Genomic DNA, 12,943 nt, shown 5'->3' with positions numbered 1-12,943 from the left:
GCAAGGCGGATCACGTCAGTGTGACTATTTGACTGCGTCTTCAGCGACGGATTGAAAGGTTTTATCCAGTTCCGCGGCAATGTCCTGCAAGGCTTGCCCGCCTTCCGCCATGTAAGGGTCAAACACGAAACTGGGGGTCTTGTAAGACAGGGTTGCGGTTCCGTCCTCGTTCTCGGTGACATAGAAACGGATCGGTGCTTCGATCATCGCATTGGTAGAGGTTTCCAGCACCCTTACGGCGTAATCGTTGTTGAACGCGCCAATCACCAGATTGCCCGGAATGGTGATCCCGCGCGCCGCAGCTGCCTTGGTGGGTCCAGCCTGCGTCACCACTATCAATCCGTTGTCCTTGATCGCAACCTTGGTTGCATCGACCAGTTCCGAGTAGGTCTTGTCCGCAGGAAACACAGCCCATCCGGCCGGAACGTCCTGCGCCCAAACGGGTAAAGCGATCAGGCAAAGCAAGGGAATGAGGGCTTTCATTGTCACGTCTCCTGTATTGAGGTGCACCCTGTGTGCCAGACCTGACCGACCCGCGACATCACAAACCCGTGTTCATGTGCCCGTGCGTTACTTCCGCCGCATCTTCAACAGGTAGATATCCATGATCCAGCCATGTTCGGCGCGGGCTTTCGCCCGGGTCTCAAGGATATTCTGCGCAACCTCATCCAGCGGGCCACTGATCAGAACCTCTTCTTTCATACCCACATAGGCGCCCCACCAGATGTCATAATCTGCCAAATCAAGGGTTTGGAACGAGCATTCGCCGTCCAGCATCACAGCGACGTTCGAGGCCGCATCAGGCCAGCCTTCATCCCGGATACGACGACCGGTTGTGACAACGTAGGGCGCGCCCAGATCATTGATCGGGATCGCATGGGCGGCGGTCAGCGCCTGCAAGGCGGTGATGCCGGGGATAACCTTGGTATTGGGTTGCGGGTTCAACCGGGCAGCGATGCGCAGTGAGCTGTCATAGAGGGACGGATCCCCCCAAATCAGCAGCGCGACATGCTGCGCCTCTGGATGCGCGGCAATGGCCGCTTGCCAGCGCAGGGCGATGGTGTCGTGCCATTCATCGACACCGCGCAGGTAGCCATCGTCGGCCTGGCGCTGGGGAATATCGAAATAGGCAATCTGCGGCGGCGTTTCGGCGACACGCTCGATGATCGCTTCACGCAGCCCGGCCAGATCAGCCTTGTTTTCCCCCTTGCGTGGAATCAGGATCAAATCCGCCGCCCGGATCGCCTGCGCGCCTTGAAACGTTACATGATCCGGATTGCCGGTGCCGATGCCGATCAAGCTCAGATCAATCATCGTCGAACTCCGCCAGCGGACCATAAAGGATCAGCGCCGGTGCTTTGCCAATCTCGGTTTTCAGCTGCTCTGCCAGCGCGCCAATCGTGGCGCGCTGCAGCTTTTGGTCGGGGGTCGAGACGGATTCGGCCATAAGTGCCGGAGTATCCAACGGCAATCCTTGCGTGTGCAGGGCTTCGACCAGCAGGGGAAAGGTGCGCTTGCCCATGAAAACGACGGTCGTGGCCTGCGGATCAGCCAGCGCCTTGAGGTTCAGGTCGTCGGGCAACTCACCACTGACGTCATGGCCGGTCACGAACTGGACCCGCCGGGCCGTGAGCCTGCGCGTCAATGGAATGCCTGCGGCCGCTGCCGCTGCCACTGCTGAGGGGACGCCGGGAATAATCTCATAGGCGATTCCGGCTGTGCGCAGGGCGACAAGCTCTTCCTCAAGCCGTCCGAACATACCGCCGTCGCCTGATTTCAGGCGCACCACATGCTGACCGGACTGCGCGTAATCCACCAACAACCGGCTGACATGGCCCTGCTTGGGGGACGGACGACCGGCCCGCTTTCCGACGCCAACCAGATCCGCATCGTCGCGCGCATGGCTCAGGATCGGGCCGCTGCTGAGATCGTCGAACAGGATCGCATCGGCCTTTTGCATCCGGTCCACCGCCTTGAGTGTCAGCAGTTCCGGATCACCGGGGCCAGAGCCGATGAAAGAAACAAAGCCGCTCATGCCGACGCCTCCGCAATCAGGTGAAAGAACGTGCCAGTGACATTGCCACGCAGTGATCCGGTTTGCGGACCTTCTTCCCCTTCGGCGTCAAACACGCGTGCCAATGGGGCGTCCGGTTGATCCACGATCGAGGAATAGTGGAACTCGTGCCCGCGCAAGGCTGCGCCTTTGGCAAAGCCGGGCATGGGGGCCAACAACTCGGCTTTTCTGTAGCCAAGATTGAACTTGCGCTTCTGGTAGGATGTGACGAGCCCCAGCAAGCCGGCCATTTCATGTTGCACGCCGTCCTTGTCGATCAGCGCCTGACCAAGTGCCATGTAGCCGCCGCATTCTCCGTGCACCGGCTTTGTTTCCGCATGTTTTCGCAAACCACTCAGGAAGGTGGTGGCCGCTGCCAATGTTCCGGCGTGCAATTCGGGGTACCCGCCGGGCAGCCAGACCAGATCGGCATCCGCCGCCGGAGGTTCGTTCGCCAAGGGGGAAAAAGGCAAGATCTCGGCACCCGCATCGTGCCACCCCTGCAAAAGGTGGGGGTAGGTAAAGGAAAAGGCGGCATCGCGGGCCAGCGCGATCCGCTGGGCGGGGGGGCGCGGCAGCGCGGCTGACGATGGCCCGCCGGGGCCTGAGGAAGCCGCCCGCTTGATTGCGTCAAGGTCCACATGTTCTCGCAAGAACGCGGCATAACCTACAATGGCGCTTTCCAGATCGGGATGTTCGACCGCCTGAATAAGTCCCAGATGCCGCTCGGGCAGGGTCAAATCACCACGCCGGGGCAGGACGCCCAGAACAGGCAGGCCCGCGCGCTCCATCCCCAGACGGGTCAGGCGTTCATGGCGGGGGCTGGCGCATCGGTTCAGGATCACTCCGGCAAAGGGCAGGTCAGGATTGTACATCCTGAACCCCAGCGCCGTTGCCGCCGCTGATTGTGCTTGCCCGCCCACATCCAAGACAAGCACAACGGGCCAGCCCATGCGCAGGGCGGTCTCGGCGCTCGAACCGTGCCCAACTTCGCCAGACTTTGCGACACCGTCGAACAAACCCATCGAGCCCTCGGCCACCACAATGTCAGCGCCTTCGGCCTGAGCAGAAATTGCGCTAAGCAGGGGATCTGCCATGGCCCAGCTGTCCAGATTGAACGAAGCCCGCCCGGCCGCCGCCCGGTGAAAGGCGGGGTCGATATAGTCCGGTCCGCTCTTGAACGGTTGAACGATCAGGCCATCCTCGGCCAACGCGCGCAAGAGGCCCAGCATGACCGTCGTCTTGCCAGTACCCGAAGAGGGAGCTGAAATCAGAATACCCGGAGGGTTAGTCATCACCGTGGCTCCAGCTTGACCAAGGGCTATCGGCACTTTGCGGGCGATAGCGGCGGTCGTAATCTCTGGAATAAAGACAGCTTTCGTCAAAACCCTCACCGGCCAGCGCGGGGCCGACCATGATCAAAGCCGTGCGCGAGATGCTTTCGTCCAGCAACCCTTTCAGGGTTTCCAGCGTTGCGCGGATGATCTGTTCATCCGGCCAGCTTGCGCGATAGACAACGGCCACCGGGCAATTTGCACCATAAGCCGGGGTCAGGTCTGCAATAACCTTGTCCAGATTGCCGATTGACAGATGAATGGCCAATGTCGCGCCGGTACGGGCAAAATTCACCAGCGTTTCACCTTCGGGCATGGATGACGCGCGCCCCGGCGTTCGGGTCAGAACCACCGATTGCGCCAATCCCGGCAAGGTCAGTTCGGTGCCCAGGGCCGCTGCGGCGGCGGCAAAGGATGGCACGCCAGGGGTCACACTGACCGGAATGCCCATTTCTTTCAGGCGGCGGATCTGTTCACCCATCGCTGACCAGACTGACAAATCGCCCGAATGCAGCCGCGCCACATCCTGACCCGCTTTATGTGCGACTTCGATCTCGGCCATGATCTGGTCCAGATCCATGGGCGCAGTGTTGACGATTTTTGCGTCTTTGGGGCAATGGCTCAAAATTTCCTCGGGTACCAGCGATCCGGCATAAAGGCACACGGGGCACGAGGCGATGATGTCGCGCCCACGCAATGTCAACAGGTCTGCAGCGCCCGGTCCGGCGCCGATGAAATGAACGGTCATGTTTGTCCTCCGATGGCGATGGCGCAGGTGGCCAGCCGGTCGTCCGAAATATGTCTGGGTGAAAGCAGCCGCGCGCCGGACCCGGCGGCGGCAAGGGCCGATGCTTCGGCTACGCTGCCGGTGCCATAAGCGGCACGGCTGCGGTTTGAGCATGTCAGGGTGCGTTGTCCGGCCAAATCGGCAGCCGCCACGAAATGCAGCGGAAGAGCAAGGCTTTCCGCAAAGGCCACCAGCGCAGAGTGGCCGCTTTTGTCGGCAACCGTCGCCAGAGCTTGGACATCATGGCTGGCCGCTGCCGCGTCATAGGCGGCGCGCAAACTGTCTGTCGTCGCGTCTGATGAAAAGCCCAAACCTGCCACGATCATAGCGTCACGCTCCACTGTACGACCGGATAGGCAGCCTTCCAGCCGCGCCGCGGTCCGAGCGGTGCAGAATGTGCCAGTTCGATCCGCAAAAGGTCTCCGCCTAGGTCTTCGTGCCATCGCGCCAACAGGGCTTCGCTTTCCAGCGTTACCGCATTGGCGACCAACCGGGTGCCAGCGGGCAAGGCATCGCGAAGCCACGCCAGCAGGCTAGTGCTGAGCCCACCGCCGATGAAAACCACGTCCGGCAGGGGCAATCCGGCCAGCGCTTCGGGTGCGGTACCGTGGACAACTTGTAACCGATCCTGCCCCAGCGCGTCGGCATTGCGACGAATGCGTTCGGCCCTGTCGGCACGGGGTTCGATACTGGTGGCGGTCATGGTCGGGTCGCACATCAGCCATTCGATGCTGATCGAGCCGGTGCCACCGCCAATGTCCCACAGATGCTCACCTCTCTGTGGCGCCAATGCGGACAGGGTCAGCGCCCGGATCGGGCGTTTGGTGATCTGGCCGTCGGTTTCAAAAAGATCATCTGGCTTGCCCGAGGCCTTGGACAGTCCCCGCCCAGTGCCGGTCACTTCCAACCCGACGCAGACGGGATGATCAAAGGTTCCCAGCAAAGCTTCGGTCAGGCTCACTGTCTGGACGCTTTCACGCGGGCCGCCGAGGGCCTGCATCACATGCAACGCGCTGTCGGCAAATCCGGTTTCGCTAAGATATGTCGCCAGTTCAGCAACTGCCTTGCCGTCACGCAATAGCGCAATGGCATGAAGTCCCGGGGCCAGATGCGGTCGCAATCGGGTCAAAGGCGCAGCGTGCAGGCCAAAGGTCAGCGTGCTTTCCAAAGGCCAGCCCAGCCGCGCAGCGGCCAGCGAAAATGTGGACTGGCCGGGCAGGGCGGTCCACTCGTTGGCATCGAAGTTACGCGCGATGACGGACCCCGCGCCAAACCAGAACGGATCACCTGACGCCAGAACCACCGTCTGCCGTCCGCGCAGGCCTTTCAGGATCGGCAATCCGTCCGAGAACGGCACCGGCCATTCGACACGCTCAGCCTCGTTTTCCGGCAGCAGCGACAGGTGACGAGGCGGCCCCATGATCACTTCGGCCCGGTCCAGCACTTGACGGCTTGCAGGCGACAGGCCATCAAACCCATCTTCGCCCAATCCCAGAACGGTCAGCCACGGAGTTTCAGACATGCCCAACCTCCTGATTCTTGGCGGCACGACCGAGGCCAACGCTTTGGCCAAAGCTGTTGCGGAACAAGGGATTGCGGCTGTGTATTCTTATGCGGGACGGGTGGAAACCCCGCGTCCGCAGCCGTTGCCGGTGCGAGTTGGCGGGTTTGGCGGCCCGGAAGGTCTGGCCCAATACATCCGTGAAAACGCGATCACCCATGTCGTGGATGCGACCCATCCATTTGCGGCGCAGATGAGCCGGAACGCGATTGAGGCGTGTCACACAACGCAGGTTCCACTGGCCGCCTTGACCCGCGCGGCGTGGAAGCCGCAACCCGGCGATGTCTGGCACCGCGTTCCCGATATCACTGCCGCCGTCGATGCGCTTGCAGGTGATCCGCAGCGTGTGTTCCTGGCTGTCGGGCGTATGCATCTTGAAGACTTTGCAGCCCAGCCCCAGCATCACTACCTGCTGCGTCTGGTGGACGAGCCTGACAGCGTGCCTTTTCCTTTGGCGCAGGTTGTCGTGTCCCGGGGTCCTTTTGCAGAAGCCGATGACCGCGCATTGATGCAGCAACACAGGACGCAACTTGTGGTGTCCAAGAACGCGGGCGGCTTGGGCGCGCGTGCCAAGCTGGACGCAGCGCGGGCGCTGGGCCTGCCAGTGCTTATGATCGAGCGCCCTGTTCTGCCAAAGCGGACCGAGCTTTCGACTGTCGCACAGGTGCTGGACTGGGTGTCTCATCCCTGATCCTCGACCGGGGTGAAGCGTGGCGTATAGACGATCGGCGTGCCTTTGCGTTCGATGACCCGGGTGCGCGACGAACCGACAATAACCACGGTTTGCATATCCGCCATCTCGGGCGTGGCCTCGGCCAGAGTAGAAACCCGGATCACCTCATCCGCTCGTGACACGGCGCGCGCAAACAGGATCACCCGCTCGGGCTCGCATTCTTCGCGTAGGATTTCCAGTGTCTTTACAAAGCCTTCCGGGCGAGACTTCGAGCGGGGATTATAGAAGGCCATCGAAAAATCGGCTTGCGCAGCCAAGCGCAAGCGTTTTTCGATCAGCGTCCAAGGCTTTAGGTTGTCGCTAAGGTTGATGGCGCAGAAATCATGCCCCATCGGAGCGCCCGCGCGGGCAGATGCGGCCAGCATCGCGGTGATCCCCGGCAGCACATCTATCTGAATGTCACGCCATTCTGTTGGGCCATTCTCCAACGCTTCGAACACAGCGGCAGCCATTGCAAACACACCGGGATCGCCCGAGGACACAACAACCACCCGCCTGCCTTCGACGGCCATTTGCAGCGCGTGTTGCGAGCGGTCGATTTCAACCCGGTTATCACTGGCGTGCAGGGTCAGGCCGAGTCGGTCGGCCACGCGGGCTACATAAGGGATGTAGCCCACCACATCGGTGGCGTCGGCCAAAGCCGCTGTAACCTCGGGGGTGACCAGCGCCTCGTCCCCCGGACCAAGGCCTGCGATCTTGACCCATCCGCTCATGGTCGGCGCCCCTGACCATGAACAACGATGATCGAGAAATACGGGGTAATCTTCTCGCAGGCCTCAGACAATTTTGTCACCGTCTGATTCGGCATTTGCGCGTATTCGACAATCCATGCGCGGTCATACAGACCAGAGGTTTTCAGCGCGCGTTTCACCTTGTCGATGTTCCGCCCGATTTTCATCACGACCAAAGCATCTGTCTGCGCCATGCGTTCAGCCAGAACTTTCTCGGGCAGGGTGCCGACCAGCACGGTCAGCACATCGTCCCCCCAGGTGATCGGATCGCCCGTGGCCGTCCACGCACCGGACATACCCGTGATGGCTGGCACAACCTCAACCGGAGCTTCGTCACGCAACCGATTGTAAAGATGCATGAACGAGCCGTAGAAAAACGGATCACCCTCGCAAAGGACCACCACATCCTCACCCTGTGCCGACAGCGTCTTCAGGTGTGCTGTGCACTCTTCATAAAACGCGGCCAGCAATTCATTATAACGCGGATCGGTGACCGGAATCTCGGTGGTCACTGGGTATTCCATCGGGAATTCAATCGCGCCTTCGGGGATCATCCCGTTGACGATTTTGCGGGCCTGACCGCTTCGACCCGGTTTGCGAAAGAATGCCACGTGCTTGGCGTTGCGCAGAAGGCGATCGGCCCGGACACTCATCAGATCTGGGTCACCGGGGCCAAGGCCCACACCGTATATGGTACCCATTTTCATTCCGCCCGGCTTGCGATGGCGTTGATTGCTGCAACGGTGATGGCGCTGCCACCCAGACGGCCTTTGACAATGCAGGACGGAACGGGTTGCGCCTGCCACAACGCGTCTTTGGACTCCATCGCTCCGACAAATCCGACCGGGCAGCCGATGATCGCAGCAGGGCGCGGGCAATCGGGGTCTTCCAGCATGTTCAGCAAGTGAAACAGCGCGGTGGGCGCGTTTCCGATGGCGACCAGAGCACCTTCCAGATGCGGTCGCCAGAGTTCCAGCGCAGCGGCCGAACGGGTGTTGCTCATCTCGGCGGCCAGAGGGCGCACACGTTCGTCATGTAGGGTGCAGATCACCTGATTGTCTGCAGGCAGACGGAAGCGGGTCACACCCTCGCTGACCATGCGCGCGTCACACAGGATCGCCGCGCCGTTTTCCAGCGCCGTGCGTGCGGTCTGCACAAATCCGGGTGAGAAATGTACAAACTCCTCCAGCCCGACCATGCCGGCGGCGTGGATCATCCGAACGGCGACCTGCTCTTCATCGGCATCAAAGCGGGTCAGATCAGCCTCGGACCGGATGGTGGCAAAGCTTTCCTTGTAGATCGCCGCGCCATCAGTTTCGTAAGTGTAGGGCATCAGGTGAAGTCCATGGTCATGAGTGTTTCGGGGGCGAGCCCGCGTTGGCAGGGCTCATCCCCTGCGCGGCCCTTTTTGACAAGATCAAATCGCCCGTTGTTTCCGACCACTGTGATGTCGGCCGGGCCCATATGGGCGCATCCTTTGGCGCAGCCCGAGACATGCAGGCGACCGGGAATACGCTGGGCCAATGCACGGGCGATGTCGCGGGTTTCCACTTGCGCTTGCGGGCAGAACGGCGCGCCGGGGCAGGCGTCGGTTGTCATCATCGGATCGGCTCCGTCCGTGACAAAATTCGGGGCGGGTATCGCCGCCCCGCTTTCCAGCAGGATCAGTCGCCACGGGGTGACACGCAGGGCTGAAGCGCCGCTGGCTTCAATCAGTTCACAAAGCTTGCGCGCAGGCAGCGAGCCGAACGCCGCGCCATAGAGAGCGCCCAGTTCACAGGGGCCGGGTTGCAGTTTTTCACCGACAGGACCGGGGGCAAATCCCTGCCATTCCTGTGGCAACGCGTGAGTGACCCGCGCCATGCGACGTGTCTCGGCCGTATAAGTCTGGGCAAACCATTGGGCCAGTGCGATCACGTGGTCAATGGCGTCATCCTCGGTCACACATCGCCCGGTTTTGCAGCCGTCGGCGCGCAGGATCAGACCGTCGGCACCCAGTTCCAGACGAATATCTGCGGAATCTGAGGCTAACAGGCGCTTCGGGCCTGTATCTATGGCAAAACCAAACTTAGCGGGCAGAGCAGGCAATTCGGCCAGTCGATCAATCAACTCCTGTGTCAGCCGCGCGGTCAAATCGCCCGCCTGATAGAGCGGTGTAACCAGAATATTGCGGCGTACTTCGATGCCGGGTTCCGCATCAAACAAGTTCAGCGCTGCAAGTTCCACAAGCAACGGCTGGTGGTCGCGCTCATCCACGCCGCGCAGTTGCAGGTTGGCACGATTGGTCAGGTCGATGGTGCCATTGCCGAACCGTTCAGCCAGTTCGCACAAACCAATAGCCTGCCTGGCGTTCAGTCGCGCCAGACGCGGACGGACCCGCACGACCAGCCCGTCGCCTGACATCATCGGACGATGCGCGCCGGGACACCAGCCTTGAACGATAGGTGCACTCATCCCAAACCCTCCAAATCGGCCCGGATCGAATTCCGGCGTGTGTTCCAAAGCCCCGCTTCCAGCAATGCACGGAACCTGTCTTGCATGGCCTGATGGGCCTTCGGGTTGACCTCTTGCAGAAAGGCATCAACGGCCTCATTGCCCAATGTGGCTTCGTGGTAGAGATCAAACAGATGCGGAGCGACAGTGCCCGACAGATGTGCGAATGAGGCCATGTGATCCAGCGTCGCCGCGATCTCGGCGGCGCCGCGAAACCCATGGCGCTGCATCCCGGCAATCCAGCCGGGGTTGGCAGCGCGGGCATGAACGACGCGGCTGATTTCTTCCGGCAGAGTCCGGGCGCGCGGATTATCGGGGTTGGTGTTGTCCAGATGGTAAAGCTGAGCGGTGCCACCAGTGATGTTTTTGGCGGCGGCAAAACCGGCCTCATGCGTGGCATAATCGTTGGCCAGCAGCAGGTCAGTTTCTGTCAGATCCTGGAGGTGAACAAAACTGTCGGCCTTGGCGACACGATCCGTGATCCCCGCTTTGTCCTGCGCGATGTGTTCACCTTCCAGCGCGTACGAACTGGCCTCAAGCCATGCCTCCCCGGCTTGGGCGCGCGCCTCGTCCGTATAGGTCTCGGACAGATGGGTCATGTTCAGGCCGTAACTGCCGGGTGCCGGGCCAAACACCCGCGCAGCCGGGGCGTGACCGGCATAGGGGTTCCAGTCGGTCGCTTCGTCACGCTCTGACAATGCCCGAACCGCCTGACCATAGAGGGCTGACAACGTGGGGAACACATCGCGAAACAAGCCCGAAACCCGCAAGGTGACGTCCAGGCGCGGGCGGCTCAGGTCGGTGATGGGCAGCACTTCAATACCCGAAACCCGCTCGGATCCCTTATCCCAAACCGGCTTTACACCCAGCAGGTGCAGGGCCATGGCGAATTCTTCGCCCGCAGTGCGCATGGTGGCCGATCCCCACAGATCGACAATCAGCCCTTTCGGGTAATCGCCTTCCTCCTGCAAGTGCCGCCGTACCAGTTCCTCGGCCAGTTTCACGCCTTGCGTGTAGGCTGCGCGGGTGGGCACGGACCGCGGGTCGGTGGTGAACAGGTTTCGCCCGGTCGGCAGCACGTCAGAGCGGCCCCGATAGGGCGAGCCGGACGGGCCAGCCTCGATCCGCTTGCCAGCCAACGCATTGATCAGGGCCTTGCGTTCGGCATGGGCGGATGGGGCTGGGTCGAAACTGCCGGTCACATCCGGAACACGCCCATAGACGTGCAGCCCGTCGCCAAACTGGCTTTCTTTGATATCGCAGACAAAGCGGTCGATGCGCGTGATTGCTTCGGCGGTGCTGGTGGCCTGGTTCAGGCCCAGATCGTGCTCCAGCCCAATGGCTTGCGCCTCATCCCGGATATCTTCCTGCAACCGGTCACGGCGTCTGGGGTCAAGGCCGTCCGCGTTTGAGAACTCGTCCAGCAGGGCTTCCAGCCGCACCATCCGGTCAGGCGTTCCGCTTTCTTTCATGGGGGGTGGGATGTGGCCCAGGGTCACGGCGCTGATCCGGCGTTTGGCCTGCGCGGCCTCACCCGGGTCGTTGACGATGAACGGGTAGATCACCGGCAGGTCACGGATCAGCGCCTCGGGCCAGCAGTCTGCTGATAGGGCGACCGATTTGCCGGGCAGCCATTCCAGTGTGCCATGCGCACCGATATGGATCAGCGCATCCGCGCCAAGACCTTTGCGCAGCCACAAATAGAAGGCCACATAGCTATGGCGCGGGGTACGCGAAAGGTCGTGATAGTCGTCATCACGCAGTTCGGGTGTTCCGCGCTCTGGTTGCAGTGCGACCAGCGCCTTGCCGCGTCGCAAAGCCGTGAAGTGAAACGCGCCCTGAGCGAAAGTTGGGTCTTGCTCAGGATTGCCCCATACGGCGTGCAGATCGGTGCGCAGGGTCTGGGGCAATTCAGCGAGCGCACTCAGATAATCCTCAAGCGGCCACGATATCCGGGCGTCCAAGAGTGCGTCGGCAACCGGATCGCCAGCCGCGATGTCGTAGCCTTCACCGCAAAGATCAGACAGCATCGCCTCAGCCGAGGCCAGCGCGTCGAGACCAACCGCATGGGCCATTTGCCAGTCTTTGCCCGGATATGTGGACAGTACCAACGCAGGAACCTGATCTGCCTTGGGTTTGTCATTCAGGGCAAGCCAGCCCGATACCCGGTCGATGATCGCCTCGATCCGGTCTGGCTCGGCCCGATGCGCAAAACGGGAGTATTCCAAATGCGGATCGCGCTTGCCCGGCTCTTTGAAAGAGGCAACGCCTGCCGATATTCGCCCGTCCACTTCGGGCAATACCACATGCATGGCGAGGTCGGCGGGTGACAGGCCGCGTTCGGCCTCGGCCCAGGCCTTGCGTCGCGAGGTGGCGAGGGCGACCTGAAACACAGGCACATCCGCTGCGTCCAGAGGCGACGTGCCGGACGCGCCCTTGCCCGAGAATGAAGTGGCGTTGATGATCGCCGACGGTCTCAAGGCAACGACCTGTTCCCTGAGCCAGTCGGCAGTGGCTGGGGTCTTGAGCGACGGGGCAAACAGACCCACCGCCTGAAGCCCGCGGGCGCGCAGGTTGCGGATCAGGGCCGCGACCGGGGCGGTGTCTGCGGATGTCAGATACGCGCGATAAAAGGTGACAAGGATGCGTTTCGCATCGCTCTCGAACGCGGAATCCACCGGGATGACGCCCTGATCTGGACACCACGCACCGTATTCGGGCAGGGTTTTCGCGCCCATCACTGGCCCGGCATAAAGCCCTGCTGCCAAGGCCATCTGGGCCAATGCGGCCTGCGCGGCGACTTCGCCGCCGGTGTCACACAAATGTGCCAGCCGCCTCAGGGTCGAGAGGGGCAGGGTCGAATACTCATCCAACCGAGTGTCTTCGCGCCCATCCGCCGGTAAAACGGCCAGCGCGATGCCTTTGGCCTGCGCCAGTGCCAGAACCTGTTGCAGCCCGTAAGACCAATAGGGCACGCCACCTATCAGACGGATCAGGATGCCCTTTGCGCCCTCAAGTGTCTGTTCGACATAGGTATCGACGGACAGAGGGTGCTTCAGCGCCGCAAGATTGGCCAGCCGCATCGTGGGCATCCGCCCCTCAGGCCCGCCGCCGCGATGCCAGCCCGCCGCGAAAGCGCCCAGGTCACTGTCGGAAAAGGACAGCACAACCAGATCACCCGGGCTTTGGCCCAGATCGGTTGGGGTCTCGGTTTCCTCGAGCCCGTGGCTTTCGCGAAAGACGACGTGCAT

Annotated in this window: 13 protein-coding genes; 1 reads left to right on the top strand and 12 read right to left on the bottom strand. The window is 61.8% G+C overall.

All coding sequences use genetic code 11. The features are described from left to right. Positions 1-24: 24 nt before the first annotated feature. The 7 genes from ACR0D9_RS07285 to cbiE all read right to left on the bottom strand — a co-directional run bounded on the left by ACR0D9_RS07285 (position 25) and on the right by cbiE (position 5,696). Positions 25-483, bottom strand: a complete 459-nt coding sequence (locus tag ACR0D9_RS07285; RefSeq protein WP_480484235.1) for a DUF302 domain-containing protein — start codon at positions 481-483, stop codon at positions 25-27. An 87-nt stretch (positions 484-570) separates the two neighbouring features. Further along, positions 571-1,314: a precorrin-6A synthase (deacetylating) gene (gene cobF, locus ACR0D9_RS07280; protein ID WP_480484234.1), complete on the bottom strand. Its 744-nt coding sequence runs from the start codon at positions 1,312-1,314 to the stop codon at positions 571-573. Beyond that, positions 1,307-2,035, bottom strand: coding sequence for a uroporphyrinogen-III C-methyltransferase (gene cobA, locus ACR0D9_RS07275; protein WP_480485189.1), 729 nt, complete (start codon positions 2,033-2,035; stop codon positions 1,307-1,309). Before cobA ends, cobF begins: the two co-directional genes overlap by 8 nt. Beyond that, positions 2,032-3,348 (bottom strand): cobyrinic acid a,c-diamide synthase CobB, encoded by a 1,317-nt coding sequence (locus ACR0D9_RS07270; protein WP_480538184.1) that lies wholly within the window; start codon positions 3,346-3,348, stop codon positions 2,032-2,034. Before ACR0D9_RS07270 ends, cobA begins: the two co-directional genes overlap by 4 nt. Further along, entirely contained in the window at positions 3,341-4,135 is a 795-nt protein-coding gene (gene cobM, locus ACR0D9_RS07265) for a precorrin-4 C(11)-methyltransferase (protein WP_480538182.1), read from the bottom strand. The genes ACR0D9_RS07270 and cobM overlap by 8 nt, the downstream gene beginning before the upstream one ends. After that, positions 4,132-4,500: a cobalamin biosynthesis protein gene (locus ACR0D9_RS07260; RefSeq protein ID WP_480538180.1), complete on the bottom strand. Its 369-nt coding sequence runs from the start codon at positions 4,498-4,500 to the stop codon at positions 4,132-4,134. The genes cobM and ACR0D9_RS07260 overlap by 4 nt, the downstream gene beginning before the upstream one ends. Beyond that, positions 4,497-5,696, bottom strand: a complete 1,200-nt coding sequence (gene cbiE / locus ACR0D9_RS07255; protein WP_480485191.1) for a precorrin-6y C5,15-methyltransferase (decarboxylating) subunit CbiE — start codon at positions 5,694-5,696, stop codon at positions 4,497-4,499. Before cbiE ends, ACR0D9_RS07260 begins: the two co-directional genes overlap by 4 nt. Between cbiE and ACR0D9_RS07250 the strand changes: the two genes are divergently transcribed. Then, a complete protein-coding gene (locus ACR0D9_RS07250) occupies positions 5,695-6,426 on the top strand; it encodes a cobalt-precorrin-6A reductase (RefSeq protein ID WP_480485192.1) in 732 nt (243 codons plus the stop codon). The genes cbiE and ACR0D9_RS07250 overlap by 2 nt on opposite strands. Here the strand turns inward: ACR0D9_RS07250 and cobJ are convergent. Genes cobJ through cobN form a run of 5 tightly spaced genes read right to left on the bottom strand, consistent with a single transcriptional unit; the run spans position 6,417 to position 12,943 of the window. Next, positions 6,417-7,181, bottom strand: coding sequence for a precorrin-3B C(17)-methyltransferase (gene cobJ, locus ACR0D9_RS07245; protein ID WP_480538178.1), 765 nt, complete (start codon positions 7,179-7,181; stop codon positions 6,417-6,419). The two genes, ACR0D9_RS07250 and cobJ, sit on opposite strands and share 10 nt — an antisense overlap. Continuing rightward, entirely contained in the window at positions 7,178-7,906 is a 729-nt protein-coding gene (locus ACR0D9_RS07240; RefSeq protein WP_480485193.1) for a precorrin-2 C(20)-methyltransferase, read from the bottom strand. The genes cobJ and ACR0D9_RS07240 overlap by 4 nt, the downstream gene beginning before the upstream one ends. Further along, a complete protein-coding gene (locus ACR0D9_RS07235) occupies positions 7,903-8,532 on the bottom strand; it encodes a precorrin-8X methylmutase (protein WP_480504570.1) in 630 nt (209 codons plus the stop codon). Before ACR0D9_RS07235 ends, ACR0D9_RS07240 begins: the two co-directional genes overlap by 4 nt. Then, on the bottom strand, positions 8,532-9,653 hold the full coding sequence (locus ACR0D9_RS07230) for a cobalamin biosynthesis protein CobG (RefSeq protein ID WP_480538176.1): 1,122 nt from the start codon (positions 9,651-9,653) through the stop codon (positions 8,532-8,534). Before ACR0D9_RS07230 ends, ACR0D9_RS07235 begins: the two co-directional genes overlap by 1 nt. Further along, positions 9,650-12,943 (bottom strand): cobaltochelatase subunit CobN, encoded by a 3,294-nt coding sequence (cobN, locus tag ACR0D9_RS07225; protein WP_480538174.1) that lies wholly within the window; start codon positions 12,941-12,943, stop codon positions 9,650-9,652. Before cobN ends, ACR0D9_RS07230 begins: the two co-directional genes overlap by 4 nt.

The organism is Ruegeria sp. AK11 (assembly GCF_056541095.1).
The sequence above is the reverse complement of the archived record's forward strand: the minus strand, read 5'-3'. Positions and strand labels throughout refer to the sequence as shown.